Genomic DNA, 16551 nt, shown 5'->3' with positions numbered 1-16551 from the left:
TGATCATGAGCGAATCTGTCATCAAGGCCCATCTGGGGCAACTCGCATATCAGACCACCCTGTCATCAGGTACTCACCAGTGGGTGGCTGATGTGCCATCGGATCTGGGCGGGGGTGATACCGGCCCGACACCGCACGAACTGCTGAGCTCTTCACTGGCAGCCTGCACATCCATCACGGTTGCCATGTATGCCAAGCGCAAAAACTGGCCGCTGGAGGGAATTGACGTAACCGTGGAGGTGGACAACGAACAGCTGGCTCCTGAGCCTGCGCAGCTCCAGCTCAACCGGACCATTGCATTTACCGGCAAGCTCGACGCAGAACAACGCCAGCGCCTGCTGGAAATTGCCGACCAGTGCCCGATTCATAAACTGCTGACAGGTACCATCTCCATCAACACCACGCTGATGGTGAAGTAAGCTGCCGTGCGTAGGTAGGTCAGGGTCGGCCAGGATATTGCAGCGCATGGCCGGTAAGGCAGCGTGCTTTATTTTCTGACAGACAGCAGCAAAAACATCGGGCGGCGCAGTTCATCCTGATATTCAGGGTGCTGTGCCAGCAGCCTGGGGTCGGGCTCAGGCTCAACCAGTGCCGTGAGCCGAAAGCCGGTTTGCAGCAGCGCGTTGATGTAGGTGGTCAGCGTCTTATGGTATTTGGTAACCTCTTGCCCCAGGAAACGGGATTGGCGTAAGCCTTCGCTAAAGTAGCGGTCTACCGGCCAGTGCAGGTGCCTGCCTTGTGCATCGTCATACCAGTTCTGCGTGCCCTGGGCCGTGAACACCGGATGCTCCACCGAAAAAACCAAATCACCTCCCGGCGTTAACAGCTGGTACACCCTGGCGCAAATATCATCAAATGACGCTACGTAATGAAACGCCAGTGAACTGATCACCACGTCAAACGAGGCATCCGGAAAGTCAATATCCTCCATTGCAACGCGTTCATACTGCACATTGGGGAAGGCATTTTTCCGGCGTGCCTCGCGCAGCATGTTGTCCGAAATATCGGTGCCGATCACCGACTGTGCGCCTTGCTGTGCCGCATACTGGCAGTGCCAGCCAAAGCCGCACCCCATGTCCAGCACGCGCTTACCCTTCAGCTCAGGAAACAACTGCCTGAACGCATGCCACTCGCCCGCACCCTCCAGCCCCTGGACCGATCGTGACATCTGGCTGTACTGGCTGAAAAACTGCGGGTCATCGTATTTGTTCTCTTTCATAACAAGATTTTACCAGCAGCCCCAGCGGTGGAATGGGGCTTGAGCTGAAATTACTCCTGCACCTTTTGCGCGGCGGTGGACGGGCAGCTTGCCAGCGCTGCAACGCGGGTACGGGGCACAAAATAAACAGTTTTGGAAGTATCCCCAATCAGCTCAATCTGATAATCTCCATCAGCTTGCAGCAGGATTCGCAGAGGCTGGCTTATGGCTGTGTTGTCCGGATTGACAAGAGCGGAAGGCACAGAAGGCACGCCCGTGGCTGTATCTTGTACCCATGTCAGTTGAACGCATTTGCGCCCGCCGGAGGCGGTTTGCCTGAAAATGGCGTCAATGCAGTACGCGCCCAGAAAAGCAGTAAAGACAAAAAGCAAGCCAAACAGAAAGGTGGTTACAGATTTTTGGGATTTAAGTTTTTCATAAAAATTTTCATTGACAGCAACTTTGATAGTAATGAGTTGAAATACGCCAATAATCAGTACGATAAAAATCGAAAAAAGTGATGCAAAAAGAAGTAGCAGGAGATCGTTAAATTTCCAGTCCACTACGATTTGAATGGAAATTTGAATGGCAGTCAGATTCAGAAGGAGCTGGAGCACGGCTACGTAAATCAATGTCAGCCAATAATCTGTTGACAGGTTCTGGAAATTTTTCCAACTCCATTGGGTATGAGAGGATTCTGTTCCCCATCCCGACATGAATGCGATATGTGCCACTATACAAGCTGCAATAACTGCTATTGAAGCCAAAAAGCTATTTTTCTGGAAAAACTGAGTAGCACCAAATAAAGCGATCAATAATAAAAAAACAATTGCCAGCGAAGACAGTAACCATTGACTTGGTATTTTTGTATTCTGTTTTTTACGAAATTGATGGATGAATGCTTTTTTATCTTTATTGGGCGGTATGAATAAAAGTGCTGTGGGGGACAGTACCAACAGCACCAGAAATATTTCCAAAACAATGGTCAGGGCAAATATCACCGGCAGTGCAGCAATCATCGACGGCGAAGTGATATTGACCGGTGAATTGAGCAGTACAGAATACAGAAAGAGTGAAAGCGCCGACAAAGCCAGCGTGGATGCGCCCAGAGGCCATATCCGCTTTTGAACCCATACCAGAACACCTTCCAGATGGTGCATGGGGATCGGAGGCGAGGTTGATGCATCTTCCTGTTCTGTGTTTTCATTTGAGCTGGATGGTCCGGTCTCGCTCTGCTGAACGGAAGCAGTTTGATCGCTGTCCGGTGGTTCTTTCGGCTGTTCATCCGTTTTATCAGGTGCATTTCTGCGAGCGCGGGACCACAAAGACAGAGAAAGCGCTGCCAGCAGCAATGGCAGCACAGTAAAACCAGATTTTTTCTTGCGCTGTGGGGATGGTCTGTGTGTTGACGTGTGGCGGTTCATGCGGCTCTTTCTTCGTCCGGGGTCATATTTTCATTGCCATGGTTATTGAACTGCATTTTATGACAGAGAAAAAATTCTTCTGTTCCTGGTGAATCTGTTTAAGGCCTTAGGAAGTTAAAGTGGCTGATTTCTCAGAATTTGCTAACCACAAGTCCTATTCTCTGTTCCATCAGGGAGGCGGCATCCGCTGCATCGCCTCTTTTTAATGCAGGCCGGCAGGGAAATTGTCTGTTTTGATATATCTTAACCCTAAAATACATGTTTTCAGGCAAAATAAAGGGCGTTACTTATAGCCGTGATATCAAGGGGTGTGGTCATGAAAAAACTGTTCCTTGTTCTGGTATGGGTGTGCGCAGCCGTGGTGGCACGGGCTGAAACACCCGACTTGTTCGGATTAACGCTGGGTAAACCACTGAATCTGCCCGACTGTGCCATCGATGAAGAGACGCAGCACCTTTACGAGGCGCTGGGCAATGTGCCCAAGCTGTGCATGCAAAGGCACCTGCGTGACAATACGGCCCTGGGTTCAATGCCTACAGAAATGGTCGGTATTGCTTTTCCTCCGGCCGAAAAACCATTGCCGTATACCGACGCGCTGATGATGGGCAGCCTGAACCAGCAGGGTGAGCTGGTGCATCTGCTGGTATTTACCGAAGCCACAGCGCAGGAACAGATCCTGCAACAGTTGACAACGCGTTTTGGCAAACCGCAGTCACTGAACCGGGTTGCCTTAAGCTCCGGCCCCAACGCGGCCAGCGGCGCCATTGAAGCCAAGTGGGAGCTGGAGCCGGGTATTGGCGTGCTGTTCAATGGGGACGATGGTGCCTCTAAAGCCGGGTTTATCGTCATCTGGCTGAAAAGCATTCCAGGTTTTGATCCCGCCGCTCCGGTGTAACCTGGCGTAAACAGGCAGCAATGCCAGCCATGCTGTTGCAACGCACAGATACTGCTTTGCAGCGGTTTGTATAACCGGGCGGCACCTGCCCGCCCGGTGATGAAGCAGCCAACAGGCACAGGCTCCATGTGTGATGGCGGTGCATTGCCTGCGAACCTGCTATAGTGGTTAGTTTGCCTCGTCCATAAGGCCGTGATGTTGCACCGGATATACCCGCAGCATTGGCCTGCCTGGGGCAAAACACAGTATCCGAGCGGTAGCCCCGGTTTTCACCTGAAAATCTGCTGCTTTCTGGCATGATGGCATTCAGAGCCGTAAGGCAGGCTGGTGTCAGCCGCCAGACATGACATTCAATACCACAGGAGCATGACCCGCATGGAGCCAGCCAAAACCATTTCACAACAGGAGCTGCTGGAGCAGATGCAGTTGGAGAGTACCCGTTCGTGGAGCTTTAACTGGTCTTTTTCCTGGCTGCGGTCATTGTTTGGCGCTGCGCTGGTTCTGGTGGGGGCGGTGCTGATTTTTTATATCCTCAGAGAACTTTATCTGGCCTACTACCTGATGGAAGGCAACGTGTTGATCAACACCATAATCAATTGGCTGGCCGATCAGCCACTGCTGCACGAAACCCAGGATATCCCTGCACTGGTCATTGGCCGGGGGCTCGCGGTAATGGTGGCGCTGGTGGCCTTTTTTCTGTTTGCCATGCTCTGTGTTTCCACAGCCTGCAAATTCATCGGGGCAGGCATGAACCTGCTGACACGCCCGGCCCGTTAAACTGATTGGCATAGACTTCCGGGCAGGCGTTACATCTGCCTTGCTTTTGCATCTGCACGGGCCATGGCCTGCTCAGACTATTGTGTTGCCTGTGCAGCCTGCTGGTTGACCTCTTCAATCAGTTTTCCAATATCAAAACTGCTGCAACGCTCTTGCAGCATGCGGTTGTCCCGGGAGGTGATGTGGTTCACCGCAATCACTGTTTTGCAGTAATCCTCCTGCTTGACCAGGTGGCTAAAATAAAACACCGGTATGGTCAGGATGATCAGTACCACGATGGCAGGAATTGACCTGATAAAAACCTGCCCGCCAACGACGGTTGTGCTGGGCGGAAGGTTGAGCGTATTCACCTTTTTCAGCACGTGCACCATCAGGTAAAGAAAAACAAGGAAGGCCAGCGGCAGCACGGCAAACAGCGCAATATAGTAGCCCAGCATCACTTGATCATGGTTCACAGCGGTTCCTTGGTTTCTTAGCAGACAGAAGGCTGAATTTTAGCCGTATCCGCCGCCATGTACAGGGCGGGCCTGTTTCGGCTGGCCGTTATTTACGCACTTTTCAAATTTGAAATTAAAATCAATGCCATGCTGAAAAACACATGGATGATCTTTTTATGCGCAGGTATGCTGTTGTTTGCCGGCGCGCCGGCTGTGGCGCAGACGCCCACATGGCTAACCACATCGTATGTCATTGAACTGGCATCGCAGTGCGAACAGGTACAACCCGGTTGCAACAGTGCGGAGATGGTGCTCACGCGTAAATCAGACGGCAGTGTGCTGCGTTTATCTCCGCTGGCGTATGGTGATTCTGACGGCACAACCGACTGGGTATACATAGGCCAGTCGGAGCAGCAAGTCTATGCGCTGGATGCAGGCAACGCATTTCTTCAGGTACAGGAAGGCGACTGGGTCGTGCTGATGGAACAGGCGTACCGGGTGAATGAACAGGATATTGAATCGGCTGTTTTCCGCTATGAAATCCTGGACACCGGGTGGGTGATGGTCTACACCCCCATTGCGGCGGCCCACGGTGCGCAGGGTTGTGAACGGCTGATCTATTACGACGAAAACGGGCAGTATGACGGCTACGACGGCGGCACCGCTTGCCGGTATGCAGGTATCGACCTGTTGCAGGCGTATGCCGACTATCGGCAACGCACGCTTGAAAACGGCAATGGCCAGTATTTAAAGCCAGAAGTCTCACGCCTGCAAGACGATGAAGACCGCAGCCAGGAAGAAGTATCGGTCACATACACCTGGGCGGGTCCGCAAAAACTGACGGTGGAACTGTTTTTTGGCGGCGGGGTCGATACCCTGGTGTTGATTGAGAATGAGCAGGGCACCGAAGTGCGGGACCTTTACAGCGCAGACTAGGGCATGTGCACACGCCCTGGGGATGATGGGCATGGGCTGCCATGGATTAATGGCCCTGTGTTAAAATAAGAGCTACGGTATGATCACAATACCGGCAATACATGCAGCCGGTATTGCGGGAGCCGTACGGGCGTTTGCCGGCAGAAATTATTTGCTGGCAGCTTGCTACCATTTCCATCTCTAACCCCCCACAGGGGACGACCCTTGTGGCATCACACAGCATGCAGGACGGCCTGAGTCAAGGAGTTATCCATGGCCTGGTTTTATCTGCTGATTGCCGGCGTTTCCGAGGTTGTCTGGGCAACCTTCATGAAAGAATCGCACAGCTTCACCAAACTAACCCCTTCCATCGTGACCGTGGTGTTCATGGTGGTGAGCTTTTACTTTCTGGCGCTGGCCATGCGCAGCCTGCCGCTGGGTACCGCGTACACCATCTGGACCGGCATTGGCGCAGTGGGTGCATTCATTGTGGGCGTGATCGTGTTTCACGAGCAGCTCACCCTTATGCGTGTGCTGGCCGCGCTGCTGATCGTCAGCGGTCTGGTGCTGATGAAGGTCTCCTCCAGCTCCTGAAACGTTGGGCTGCGCCAGGACCTGGCCTGCATACGCAGCACGGGGCTGATGCTGTGTATGCATAAGTGCCGGTTTTACTCGTCTGGAATAATACGGCGATCAGTGAGCATGACGCTGCCTAAACGACCGCTCCGGCTTTGTCCGATAAAGGTGATACGTGCGTCGTCTCTTTCCCATATGGCAAACAGTGATTCCGGTCCGATAGGCAATCCGTACTGAAGAAGATCGCGGGCGTGAAGACGCTCAGTGGGTTCCCCAAATTGAGCAATCAATTCAGACAACACTTTTTCCTGAGTTGCTACGCCGTTTGTTCTGAAGCGCAGCCAGAGCAGACGCCCCTGTTCGTCAACGAAAACGTCAACCGGGTCATGGGTGGCGATGCCCGGCGGAGAGTTCCAAGGGTAGAACACTGAGCCACCGCGTGCATTGACCGTGCCAAAAGTCTGATGAAACATACTGTTCTGGATACAGGTTTTCTGTATATCCTCCATCCGTGCCATAGGGGAACATTCAGGCAGATCAAGTTTTTCCCCCAGAGTCAGACCGTATAGGCTCAATGGCCGGGCATGGACGAACCCACTCAGTAACAAAATACTGCACAAAATATACCACTTGCAGCAGCGGATGATCCAGTCTGATTTCAAAACAATCTCCTCAAAAATACAGAAATAAAACGCGTGCCATGGCAGAGCTGCGTTTATGGCGGTGAGGGTGAGAATCAAGATGCGCAACAAAGGCAAGGATTTGGTTAATTCTCACCAGGTTAAGTAGTGCAACTAAACCCCGTACCGGCAAATCCAAAGGGTAAATGAAACAAGCCATGAAACGCGTCACGTTGTCCCGTGCCTGCATAACGCCTTAATCAATGATACTTTATTTTATTTATAACATGTCGCTCTTAAAAAATCAGACATTGAATATCCAACCAGTGCTGATATATATAGTTGAGACACGGGCATTGTTACAATACTGTTGTTTCCTGAATGTATGGCAAAACGATTCAGGCTGTGGAACATTTGTGGAGAAATTGAATGCATACACCGCCGCATGAGGCCGTACCCCAATGGCTCAGGCCATTAAGTGAATTTATCAACCAGCCCAATCAGCGCTTTCTGTGCCACCCGGCAGATGGCAGCAGTACAGCGCAGTGGGTGGCGCATGTGACCAGCACGCTGGGGGCGCCGGCATCTGCTGCGGACATGGCGCTGATGCATGAGCAGTTGGGTGAAAATGCGCCGCAGGCATTCATTGACTTTTATACGCACTACAACGGTGCCGAGCTGTATGCCGATACGGTCGAGCACAATGCCATCGGGATTCATGCCGTGGGCATACGCGTTTTTGCCACTGCAATGTGGGAGCGCATGGGAGACTATTTTCAGGACTGGATCGACGGTGAGGTGTTTGACGCCGGCGAACTGAACGCCCGGGTTCCGCCATGGGCGCATGAAGCCGTCATGTTCGGTGAAGTACCCAACTCGGGCAACTACTTTTTACTGGCGCTGGGCGGCGCGCAGCATGGCGGCATCTATTATTTCGACCAGGATGGTTTGAGCTTCAGCCTGTACGCCGCAAGCCTGCCAGAATTTTTCCAACGCATCACCAGCGACCCGGTTCAGGCACTTAACGATCTGGGGGGCTATGCCCGTTATGGCGACGACGCCACCGGTACGCAATGGATGCCTCAGGCGTATGCGGCAGGAGATGCGGTGTTTTAAGCCTGCGCGGTATCAAAGTGGTTTGATTTGTGTAAAGAAAATTGTCAACAGCAACACACAGAAAAGAATGAGGGCCAACAAGGCGATGCGAAACCTGCTTCCAGGACCATCCATTTTGCGGTTGATCCAGATCCAGCGGGCAACGCGGGCAGTGCGCCAGACATATAACAGACCGAAAACCCACCTCATCACGGCATAAGATTGATTACCAGTAAAAAGAATAATCAGGATATTGAGTGCGTCTGCTGTCCACATGAGTACTGGAATAAACGCAATAGCAAGCGCTGCCAACACCACGCAGAGCAGAATCAAGGCAATGGGGTTCGGGGCGTTGACTTTTGCCGTGTGTGCAGGTTCACGCGTATTCCGCTGGCTTGTTTGCGTACTGGTTGAAGTGTGTTCTGCGGACATGCTCAATTTCCTGTGTGTTGTGAAACATGTCTGCACTTTAATGCGGCATTCCGGCTTTGTACGTGTTTCATGAAGAAGTGCTTTTTGCTCATACCGTGGGGCGCATCAAATGATACGTGCCTGTTGCAGGACATGATTGTCATCGCTGCCTTGCTTTAACTTTGGCTGCCGGAAATATTTTTAAAATAAGAGCATTGCCGGTACTACATTGAGAAGAGTGAACGCAAACAAAGCAAAACCCAGCTTCTGCCCAAGCGAGCCGTCTGTTTTACTGTAAGCGCTCCAAGTGCACCGGGCTATGCCGATGGCAGAAAAGACAATGATGATAATTGGGAGCAGGCCAAACAGCATTCCGATGCCACCGAAAAGTATAGCCAGATAACCCATGACCATACTTAACTTGACTGCCAATAGCACGGAGGCTGCAACATAGGCCAACAGTACCAAAGAAATCAAACCAGAAATGACAGGATGCGGGTCAACCGTTTCCGTATGTGCTTCTATTTCCATGCATGCTTGCGCATCTTCTTGCTGTGTGTTTTCTTCCGGCTGGTCTGGTTTGTAATTTAAAAGGTAGTCGTCAAACATGGTACGGAACCCATTTGTTGTGGTACATGTCTTGACTGTAGCGGTGCATTCCAGCACTGCATGCAATTTTCAAAGAAGTGCTTTGTGCCCATACGGTCGGGCGCATGAGGTGATACCTGCACAGGCTGAAAACGGTGGGTATGCGATCTGCTGCGGCAGGTGGAGTTTATGTTCAGATGCAAGCAGATATAAAAGTACGAAAGTACAAAATTATGAAATCACAAGATCACAAAATTACAAAATTACAAAAGGCCTGCATGGTTGAATGCCATGCAGGCCTGAGTGCAGCGCTGCTGCCCATGATCAGGCAGTTTTATGCAGCAGGTTTTTTCAGGGGCTGTTTGGGCTTTTTGCCATGGCGCAGTTTTTCTGCATTGATGGCTTCATTGACCAGGCACTGCGCGATGAAATCTTTTTTGCTGGTCTTGAATTCACGCAGCCGACCGTCAGGTTCAATGAACTTGCCACTGTCCACCAGCCACATCAGCTTGTCAAATTCATAAGGCAGAATGCCTTTGTCTTTACACAGCGTCACAATGGTGGTGAAAAACTTTTGCGGGCAGACTACCTTAGCATAGTTGATCTTCTTGTCTTTTTTCGGTGCCTTGGGCAGCGTCTTGGGTTTTTTCTGCATGCGTTGCTGCACCTGTTTCAGGTCAACCAGCCCGGCCCGCATGCACAGGTTGATCAGCGAGGCGTCGGGTTTAACGTAATCGGTGTAGCCAAGCTCTTTGATGAAGTTGTAAACCAGGCCTTTATCCAGTGAGGGGATGGCCTCGTGCAACAGCTCCACCGGCACCAGCAGCGCGTTGACATCGTCTCCATGGGCGTCGCTCAGCGCGCTTTTAAAGGCCTTGTACTGGTCGTCACCGGCAAAAAACACCGCGGCGTCACAGATGATTTGAACAAAATTTTTCCAGGCTTTGATGGTTTTTTTCTGCGGTGCTTTTCCGTCCGGCGCCAGCAATTCTTTCAGATTTTTTTTACCGCCCAGTGCCTGCCATACTTTTTTCGGCTCTTTGCCATAAGTGGCTGCGACCTGTTGCGGGTTAAAGTTGAACAGTATCGGGGCTAAATAATCGCGCAGGTAAAGTGTGGGCGCAGTATCCGCCGCTTCGGTGCGTGGCTGGTACCATTTGCCCAGGGCGTCACCCTTGCCGGTGCCGCGTGAGGCGTGGCGCAGCAGCGTTTCATACAGCCATGCCGATGTTTTGCGGTGTTTGCGTTTGGCTTGCCATTGCAGCAAGTTGGCATCAATGAGCTGGCCGGTAATGGCCGGGTCGCAGTTTTGCAGGTAGTTACGGGCTTGTTGGGAAAATGTGATGATGTCCATGTTGTTACTTCCTTGGGTTCACGCCACAGGTAGGTGATCAGTTTTTCATATTGCGTCCGGGTGGTTTTCAGTGAACCGCTTAGCCATGGTCCTGTCAGGCCGTGCGTTTCCTGTATCCAGACGTGTTTTTTAGTGACAGCATTAATCTTAACCGATAACGTTATTGCTGGCTATGTACAGGCCGTGGTGCATGAATGGTTGCCTGCATCAGTGTTGTTCAAAACAGGGCAGGTGGCAAAAGCAGGTTAAGGCAGACGGCAGTGTGGCTGGTCATGTTCTATCTGAGTGACACCATGTAACATGTCAGGCCAGTGCTTGATCAGGCTCTTTTCAGGGCCAGCCGTTGAGCCTGTGCGTTGCCAGGCGCAGCTTAAAACGTGGGCTTGCCGGCCAGGTGGGCAATGACGGTGAGCATCAATGCCAGTGGCACCATGCTTTTGTCAATAGCCAGCAGTTTGTTCACCAGCGCCTGGTGCCTGCTGCCGGCCAGCGCCTTGCTGAGTTCATTGAATCCAAACAATGCAATGAACAAGGCCAGCGTGATATAGCCCAGCCCGTCAGCGGCCCAGTACAGGTACACATCGGGCAGGTAGACTTTGGTGGGGGAGCTTGGCGAATAGACCACTTCAATGTGCTGCCCAGTTTCATAAGGCCGCATATCGCTGCTGCTGGCGGTGTGCAGGGTGCCGCGGGCATCCTGGTATTCAATGGTGTAATAGTATGTGGTTGAACGGGTGCGGCCTGCGGCGCTGGTCTGAGTAACCTGGCCCTGCGCCTGTTGGCCCCACAGATAGGCAGCGCTGACGCCATACAGGTCTTTGACGCCCATATAGATGAAACACATGCTGACAACCAGCAGTATCCAGGGAATGATAAAAAAATGTTTGGGTGTGGCAGCCATCGGTACAACAAACACATCAGTCTCAAAACATCGCCACGCTGAGATTCTCTCAACCAGCGCTGGTTGCCGCAGTGTAGCACGCATGCTGGCGGTTATGTACTGCCCGGGGCACAGATGATCATGGCGCGGTAACCGCTCCCGCGATCACAAGCGTGCAGCATTGTCCTGCATATTGGCCCATCTGAGCGCCATGCGTTTACTGAAAACAACTTGATTGTGAGCAAGGGCAGCAAACGTAAGCCTGTCGCAGTCATGTGGCATTTGATTTTTTACATAAATACAACATGTATTTTTACGCGGATTTATTTTTTAAGGCCTTTTAATGCATTTGTTTGCGGTGTTTTAATGCTTGTCATGAAAATGCCGAATGCCTCTGTGGCAGGGCATCTTCGCGGGATTTTCGGGAGAAAGTCCTCTTACGCAGAGCGCGTTTTGTTCATTAAATATGCCTTCTTTGTAAATGCAATTATTTTGGTCAACAACCTATAAATCATTGATCTCAAAAAATTAGGCGTTAACATTACATAAATTATCGCGGAATTTAAACGCGATAACTTGATTGTGACCACTTGCAATCAAATTGATACAAATGACGGTGTGGTGTGTAAATGATGGAATTGAAGACAAAAGCGGTTGTGAATCGGTGTGATTCGTGTGAGTTGTGTCGCTGGTGTGAGGGGCCCTTCCCCCCGAGCGCAGTGCCGGGCGATTAGCCCTTGCTGAGCCAGCAGCAACCCGCACGGAAAGTATCCCGTGCGGTTTTTTTATTTTAAGAGCGCTGTTTTTGCGCCTGGGCTGCTGGCATACCGTGCCATCAAAGATCCCAGGGTGGGTAGGTTTCCAGAGATATGGCTGCATAGCCATGTCAATGGTCAATTAATCAAACTTTATAAAAAAAGGAAAAAGAATATGCATTACGTTCTGGTTGTGATCATCACTTGCATTATATGGGGTTACCTGGGTGGGCTGGCAGCGGCTGTGGCAACCGGGTTCTATCTTTTTTATGTTTTGTTGCAATACGCCATTGCGCGGCTTTTTACCACAACGGCCAAATACTATGAATCGCTGGCGGCCAGTAACATGACCATCATTGCACTTTTTATCATTTTCTTTCTTTTGGGATTATTTGCTGGAGTTAGCCTGTCGGGGTATAACTTTTCACAAGGGTTGACGCAAGCTGAGCTGGATAAGCTGGCACTGTATGTTTACGTCATCTATCTTGCTGTGATGGCAGTCGTTACAACGTTCTTTGTCCGGCTTTATTTTGGCGTATCGTTTTTCGTGGCGCTGATGATTGCGGTAATCACGTATGTTTGTTGGGCTGTCGTGTGTCTGGGCATCAATATGATATTGCCCGTCAGCGTTGTCGCGTCGTAGCTTGCTGTGCATTGCCTAATCTGCTGAATTGTGCGATGGGGCCTTTGTATTTGTATATATAGGTATATCGGATCCATCGTTTGCAGGTACGGATACACCAGTGGTCGCAACAGGCCACTGGCGGGGCTGCATATGCCGATAGGCAGTTACCAGAATGATCTGCATGGAATTATTTTTGGCGTAGGCAGGTATACATGATAAGATCAGATAAACAACATGGTTTTTGACATGTCATCACGTCAAAGCAGGGGCATTATGCTGTAACGCGGGTGATACGGAAACAACATTCTCTTTCTATCAACATCAAGGAAAATGACGATGAAAATCTGGATGCTGATACCAGTTTTTGCAATGGCACTGGCAACTTCTGCACACGCCCAGCAACTGCAACGCTGCACCGACCCGGCAACCGGGCGGGTGACCTATTCTGATGCACCATGCGCAACCAGCAGCAGCTCCCAGGCGGTCCGGGTGTACAGCATGTCCGGCGTGCAGCCGGGGGGACAAACCTGCAACACCGCCAACCGGGCGGCATCCGTATCGAATTACGGTTCCGGTGGCGGCAGCATTGCGGTGATGACGCCTTCTAACAGCCAAAGTGGCGGCAATGTTCGCCGTTCAGGGTGTAACCGGCGCCGATAACAGGCAGATAGGCCTCTAAAGACCACCCCAAACCGGCTGCGGGGTTTTGCAGCGGGGGGCTGGTTGAAATATTTTCAGGTCATATCAGATGATATGGTCTTTTATGGGTCAGGTTTAACGCCCGAAGCTCAAAGCGCAGCTATACTTGGCTTGCCGCAAAGCCATTTGTTTGATTGTTCCGATTTGTCCGGGATGACATCAACTCAGAAAGATTACAACGGATGCATTACCTGCCAGTCGTACTCACTACTTTATTGTTGTATGCCGTTGCCGATATACGGCTGGCGCTTTTTGCGCTTGGATTTTATCTGGCGGTTGTTTGGGTGCTGTTCGGTGTGACACGCCTGTTCAGCAAGGATGCGACATTTTACAAATCGCTGGCATCGCTCAACATCATGTATATCGTGATGTTTCTCATCAACATTGTGATTGGGGTTGTCCTGTACAGTTACAGCACAGGGCAGTACACGGCTGCTGAACTGCAGGCCATGGAGGAGCTGCCGCAGTCACTGGCCAGCATCATGTACTATGTGAGCATCATCAACACATTGCTGGCTGTGGGCATTTTGGGCTATAGCATTTCCCGCCGGGTGGACATCTCATTTCTGGCCGGTATCGGCATTGCCGTGTTAACGCCGATTGCATGCATGCTGGTGCTGGCTGGGCTGGCATTGTTTCTGCCGGTTGCTGCAATTGGGGGTGAAGAACTCTCCGCCCTGATCAAAGGGATACTGGCTACCATGCAATAGCACGCGGGTGCTATCTGGCTGTCTTTGTGGCCTGAATAAAAAGCCGTACAGCAGGTTTTGCCGTACGGCTTTTGCATGCCAGCCGATGAATATGGGCGGCTTAGCGGGCTTATGCCATAGCGCCAGCTACCATGCGTTGTTATTGCCCCAGTCGTTGTTTCCTTCGATCTGAATCTGCACATTTTCTGTATCCAGGTTGTCATGCTGATCGAACATGCCGGTCACCAGAATCGGAAATGCAATCAAAATCGCCAACACCAGAAGCTGCAGGCCGATGAATGGAAGTGTGCCTTTATAAATCTGCAGGGTTTGAATCCCCTCAATGCGTTTACCGGTTACCTTGTCAATGTAGGCCCTGATCGGGGCCACACTGCGCAGGAAAAACAGGGCAAATCCGAACGGTGGCGTCAGAAATGAGGTTTGCAGATTCACGCCAATCAAAATGCCAAACCAGATCAGGTCAATCCCCAGTTTGTTCGCAATAGGGGCCAGCAGCGGGATCAGGATGAATGAAATTTCAAAATAATCTAGAAAACAGCCCAGTATGAAAATAACAATACTGACAAAAATCAGAAAACCCAACTGTCCGCCAGGCAGTTTGTCAAACAGATGCTCCACCCAGTGATTGCCGTCCACCGCGGTAAAAGTAAAGCTGAAAATGGTCGAACCAATGAGAATCATCAACACAAAGCATGAGAGTTCGGTTGTGGATTTAAGTGCCTGATGCAGCGTTTTGAAATTCAGCTTGCCACGCAACATGCCCATGACCATCGCGCCGACGGCCCCCATCGCGCCGCCTTCGGTCGGTGTGGCCACGCCCAGAAAAATAGAACCCAGCACCAGAAAAATCAGCGCCAGCGGTGGAATCAGCACAAACGTCATGCGCTCGGTCATGCGTGAGAGCAGGCCCAGGCCTAACAAGCGGTTGAGCATGGCCAGCAGCCAGGCCAGAATGGTGCCACTGACCAGTGAAACAATCACCACCTCGTCACCGCGCGGGGTGCGCTCGTGCCCGGCAATCAGCGATGTGATTTGAGGGTAGAAGCAGGCAAACACAACGGTCATCAAGGTCACCAGCGTAAAAAACCACAGCATTGACCGTATCCCCGATTGACCGTTGGGCTCTTTGAACGTACGTACCTCCGGCGGCAGAGCGGGCATTGCTTTGGGGCGGAAAAATGCCACCAGTGCCAGATAAATGGCAAAAGCGGCGATCAGCATCAAAGAAGGAATCAGCGCGCCGCGGAACATATCGCCCACAGATTTTCCCAACTGGTCGGCAATGACAATCAGCGCTAGTGAGGGGGGAACAATCTGTGCCAGCGTACCCGAAGCGGCGATGGTACCGCTGGCAATTGACGGGCTGTAACCATAACGCAGCATGATAGGCAGTGAAATCAGCCCCATCGAAATGACCGATGCCGCAATAACGCCGGTGGTTGCAGAAAGCAGCACGCCGACAAACAGAATGGCAAATGCCAGACCGCCGCGCACCGGGCCGAAAACCTGTCCGGCGGTTTCCAGCAAATCTTCGGCCATACCGCTGCGCTCTAAAATCAGCCCCATGAGGGTAAAAAACGGGATGGCCAGCAGTGTTTCGTTTTGCATGATGCCAAACACCCGTAGCGGCAGGGCGTGGAACAATGATTGTGGCAGCAAGCCCATCCAGATGCCGGCAAAACCAAAGATCAGCCCGCAGGCTGCCAGAGAAAATGCCACCGGAAAACCCGAAAGCAGCAGTACCACCATGAACGCAAACATGATGGGTGCCATATTGGAAGCAATGAATGCCATCATGATCAGGTTCCTTCCTTATGATTTGCCGGTGCATCGGGGACGTGTGGCGGGTATGTGGTGTGGGATGGCATGAACGCGTCATTCACCGATGGATGCTCTGCTGGCAGCGCCTGTATCTCGGGTTCGGACGGCGCCAGCGGGTCGGGGCCGCAATCCAGCACGAACGCAAGGCGTTTGATCAGCTCGGAACAGGCCTGCAGCGCCAGCAGCGTAAAACCGGCGGGAACCAGAATATAAGCCGGCCAGCGGACCAGCCCGCCGGCGTTGGCAGAAGACTCGCCTGAATGAATCGCCTGCATCACCACCGGCCAGGCAAAGCTGATCATGCAGTAACACAGCGGTAGCACAAACAGCGTAATGCCCACAATGTCAACCACATTGCGCGTTTTGGCAGAAAACTTCTGCGCCAGCACATCCACCCGCACATGCACGTTTCTCAGAAAAGCATATCCGGCGCCCAGCAGAAAAACGGCAGCGAACAAGTACCACTGAATTTCCAGAAAAGCGTTGGAGCTGAGGTTAAAAAACTTGCGCGTGATGGCATTGACGGTGCTGATCAGTGTGGCCAGCAGAATCAGCCAGATCAGCGCCCGGCCAATCCGGCCGTTCATGCCATCAATGATGTGGCTGCACTTCAATAGAAAATTCATCATAAGGTACTCCTGCATGTGCAGACCGGGCGCACATATCCTGCGTTACAGAAAGTGCGGTTGGCAGTTGGGGCCTGTATGGCGGTATGTGGTGGCTGTTGACCATGAAGCCTGTTAAACGCACACCATTTGCCGGCCTGCGGTG

19 protein-coding genes are annotated in these 16551 nt (G+C 51.7%); 9 read left to right on the top strand and 10 right to left on the bottom strand.

All coding sequences use genetic code 11. From position 1 onward, the window contains the following. The first annotated feature begins 5 nt into the window (after positions 1–5). The gene (locus AACY98_RS09890; protein WP_339804639.1) at positions 6–419 is read left to right on the top strand and encodes an OsmC family protein; all 414 of its coding nucleotides are present in this window, start codon (positions 6–8) and stop codon (positions 417–419) included. Positions 420–487: 68 nt separating this feature from the next. Here the strand turns inward: AACY98_RS09890 and AACY98_RS09885 are convergent, their stop codons facing one another. Next, positions 488–1219, bottom strand: a complete 732-nt coding sequence (locus AACY98_RS09885) for a class I SAM-dependent methyltransferase (protein WP_339804638.1) — start codon at positions 1217–1219, stop codon at positions 488–490. 50 nt (positions 1220–1269) lie between these two features. Then, the gene (locus AACY98_RS09880; protein WP_339804636.1) at positions 1270–2622 is read right to left on the bottom strand and encodes a hypothetical protein; all 1353 of its coding nucleotides are present in this window, start codon (positions 2620–2622) and stop codon (positions 1270–1272) included. Between the two features lie 316 nt (positions 2623–2938). Here AACY98_RS09880 and AACY98_RS09875 point away from each other — a divergent pair, with 316 nt between their 5' ends. Then, the gene (locus tag AACY98_RS09875; protein ID WP_339804634.1) at positions 2939–3517 is read left to right on the top strand and encodes a hypothetical protein; all 579 of its coding nucleotides are present in this window, start codon (positions 2939–2941) and stop codon (positions 3515–3517) included. 375 nt (positions 3518–3892) lie between these two features. Beyond that, on the top strand, positions 3893–4294 hold the full coding sequence (locus AACY98_RS09870) for a hypothetical protein (protein ID WP_126980094.1): 402 nt from the start codon (positions 3893–3895) through the stop codon (positions 4292–4294). 77 nt (positions 4295–4371) lie between these two features. On the opposite strand, the gene AACY98_RS09865 is transcribed toward AACY98_RS09870, so the two are convergent. After that, a complete protein-coding gene (locus AACY98_RS09865; RefSeq protein ID WP_339804631.1) occupies positions 4372–4749 on the bottom strand; it encodes a hypothetical protein in 378 nt (125 codons plus the stop codon). 129 nt (positions 4750–4878) lie between these two features. Between AACY98_RS09865 and AACY98_RS09860 the strand changes: the two genes are divergently transcribed. Both AACY98_RS09860 and AACY98_RS09855 read left to right on the top strand, forming a co-directional pair. Continuing rightward, positions 4879–5667, top strand: coding sequence for a hypothetical protein (locus AACY98_RS09860; protein WP_339804630.1), 789 nt, complete (start codon positions 4879–4881; stop codon positions 5665–5667). A gap of 252 nt (positions 5668–5919) precedes the next feature. Next, positions 5920–6240 carry a DMT family transporter gene (locus AACY98_RS09855; RefSeq protein WP_126980097.1) on the top strand — a complete coding sequence of 107 codons (321 nt, stop codon included), beginning with the start codon at positions 5920–5922 and terminating at the stop codon, positions 6238–6240. Between the two features lie 74 nt (positions 6241–6314). Here the strand turns inward: AACY98_RS09855 and AACY98_RS09850 are convergent, their stop codons facing one another. Then, positions 6315–6980, bottom strand: coding sequence for a hypothetical protein (locus AACY98_RS09850; RefSeq protein ID WP_339804627.1), 666 nt, complete (start codon positions 6978–6980; stop codon positions 6315–6317). A 291-nt stretch (positions 6981–7271) separates the two neighbouring features. On the opposite strand from AACY98_RS09850, the gene AACY98_RS09845 reads away from it, so the two are divergent. After that, on the top strand, positions 7272–7958 hold the full coding sequence (locus AACY98_RS09845; protein ID WP_339804625.1) for an SMI1/KNR4 family protein: 687 nt from the start codon (positions 7272–7274) through the stop codon (positions 7956–7958). Positions 7959–7970: 12 nt separating this feature from the next. Here the strand turns inward: AACY98_RS09845 and AACY98_RS09840 are convergent, their stop codons facing one another. From AACY98_RS09840 to AACY98_RS09825, 4 genes are all read right to left on the bottom strand, one after another. After that, positions 7971–8369 carry a hypothetical protein gene (locus AACY98_RS09840; RefSeq protein ID WP_339804623.1) on the bottom strand — a complete coding sequence of 133 codons (399 nt, stop codon included), beginning with the start codon at positions 8367–8369 and terminating at the stop codon, positions 7971–7973. Between the two features lie 180 nt (positions 8370–8549). Beyond that, positions 8550–8957 carry a hypothetical protein gene (locus tag AACY98_RS09835; RefSeq protein WP_339804621.1) on the bottom strand — a complete coding sequence of 136 codons (408 nt, stop codon included), beginning with the start codon at positions 8955–8957 and terminating at the stop codon, positions 8550–8552. 313 nt (positions 8958–9270) lie between these two features. Next, positions 9271–10290, bottom strand: coding sequence for a hypothetical protein (locus AACY98_RS09830; protein ID WP_339804619.1), 1020 nt, complete (start codon positions 10288–10290; stop codon positions 9271–9273). A gap of 370 nt (positions 10291–10660) precedes the next feature. Next, positions 10661–11275, bottom strand: coding sequence for a DUF3592 domain-containing protein (locus AACY98_RS09825; RefSeq protein WP_339804617.1), 615 nt, complete (start codon positions 11273–11275; stop codon positions 10661–10663). Positions 11276–12100: 825 nt separating this feature from the next. On the opposite strand from AACY98_RS09825, the gene AACY98_RS09820 reads away from it, so the two are divergent. The 3 genes from AACY98_RS09820 to AACY98_RS09810 all read left to right on the top strand — a co-directional run bounded on the left by AACY98_RS09820 (position 12101) and on the right by AACY98_RS09810 (position 13959). Next, positions 12101–12568 carry a hypothetical protein gene (locus AACY98_RS09820; protein ID WP_339804615.1) on the top strand — a complete coding sequence of 156 codons (468 nt, stop codon included), beginning with the start codon at positions 12101–12103 and terminating at the stop codon, positions 12566–12568. 318 nt (positions 12569–12886) lie between these two features. Beyond that, entirely contained in the window at positions 12887–13210 is a 324-nt protein-coding gene (locus AACY98_RS09815; RefSeq protein WP_339804613.1) for a DUF4124 domain-containing protein, read from the top strand. A 221-nt stretch (positions 13211–13431) separates the two neighbouring features. Next, the gene (locus AACY98_RS09810) at positions 13432–13959 is read left to right on the top strand and encodes a hypothetical protein (RefSeq protein WP_339804611.1); all 528 of its coding nucleotides are present in this window, start codon (positions 13432–13434) and stop codon (positions 13957–13959) included. A gap of 126 nt (positions 13960–14085) precedes the next feature. Here AACY98_RS09810 and AACY98_RS09805 read toward each other — a convergent pair whose 3' ends face one another. Next, positions 14086–15753 carry a TRAP transporter large permease gene (locus AACY98_RS09805; RefSeq protein WP_339804907.1) on the bottom strand — a complete coding sequence of 556 codons (1668 nt, stop codon included), beginning with the start codon at positions 15751–15753 and terminating at the stop codon, positions 14086–14088. A gap of 5 nt (positions 15754–15758) precedes the next feature. Then, entirely contained in the window at positions 15759–16409 is a 651-nt protein-coding gene (locus AACY98_RS09800) for a TRAP transporter small permease subunit (RefSeq protein WP_339804609.1), read from the bottom strand. Between the last annotated feature and the right edge of the window lie 142 nt (positions 16410–16551).

The organism is Saezia sanguinis, assembly GCF_963921665.1.
GTDB classification, from domain to species: Bacteria; Pseudomonadota; Gammaproteobacteria; order Burkholderiales; family Burkholderiaceae_C; genus Saezia; species Saezia sanguinis.
The sequence above is the reverse complement of the archived record's forward strand: the minus strand, read 5'-3'. Positions and strand labels throughout refer to the sequence as shown.

Bases quoted from the DNA above. Each gene is read 5' to 3' on its own strand.
- AACY98_RS09890 (WP_339804639.1), top strand. From the start codon at position 6: ATGAGCGAATCTGTCATCAAGGCCCATCTGGGGCAACTCGCATATCAG.
- AACY98_RS09885 (WP_339804638.1), bottom strand. From the start codon at position 1,219: ATGAAAGAGAACAAATACGATGACCCGCAGTTTTTCAGCCAGTACAGC.
- AACY98_RS09880 (WP_339804636.1), bottom strand. From the start codon at position 2,622: ATGAACCGCCACACGTCAACACACAGACCATCCCCACAGCGCAAGAAA.
- AACY98_RS09875 (WP_339804634.1), top strand. From the start codon at position 2,939: ATGAAAAAACTGTTCCTTGTTCTGGTATGGGTGTGCGCAGCCGTGGTG.
- AACY98_RS09870 (WP_126980094.1), top strand. From the start codon at position 3,893: ATGGAGCCAGCCAAAACCATTTCACAACAGGAGCTGCTGGAGCAGATG.
- AACY98_RS09860 (WP_339804630.1), top strand. From the start codon at position 4,879: ATGCTGAAAAACACATGGATGATCTTTTTATGCGCAGGTATGCTGTTG.
- AACY98_RS09855 (WP_126980097.1), top strand. From the start codon at position 5,920: ATGGCCTGGTTTTATCTGCTGATTGCCGGCGTTTCCGAGGTTGTCTGG.
- AACY98_RS09845 (WP_339804625.1), top strand. From the start codon at position 7,272: ATGCATACACCGCCGCATGAGGCCGTACCCCAATGGCTCAGGCCATTA.
- AACY98_RS09840 (WP_339804623.1), bottom strand. From the start codon at position 8,369: ATGTCCGCAGAACACACTTCAACCAGTACGCAAACAAGCCAGCGGAAT.
- AACY98_RS09835 (WP_339804621.1), bottom strand. From the start codon at position 8,957: ATGTTTGACGACTACCTTTTAAATTACAAACCAGACCAGCCGGAAGAA.
- AACY98_RS09830 (WP_339804619.1), bottom strand. From the start codon at position 10,290: ATGGACATCATCACATTTTCCCAACAAGCCCGTAACTACCTGCAAAAC.
- AACY98_RS09825 (WP_339804617.1), bottom strand. From the start codon at position 11,275: ATGCGTGCTACACTGCGGCAACCAGCGCTGGTTGAGAGAATCTCAGCG.
- AACY98_RS09820 (WP_339804615.1), top strand. From the start codon at position 12,101: ATGCATTACGTTCTGGTTGTGATCATCACTTGCATTATATGGGGTTAC.
- AACY98_RS09815 (WP_339804613.1), top strand. From the start codon at position 12,887: ATGAAAATCTGGATGCTGATACCAGTTTTTGCAATGGCACTGGCAACT.
- AACY98_RS09810 (WP_339804611.1), top strand. From the start codon at position 13,432: ATGCATTACCTGCCAGTCGTACTCACTACTTTATTGTTGTATGCCGTT.
- AACY98_RS09805 (WP_339804907.1), bottom strand. From the start codon at position 15,753: ATGGCATTCATTGCTTCCAATATGGCACCCATCATGTTTGCGTTCATG.
- AACY98_RS09800 (WP_339804609.1), bottom strand. From the start codon at position 16,409: ATGATGAATTTTCTATTGAAGTGCAGCCACATCATTGATGGCATGAAC.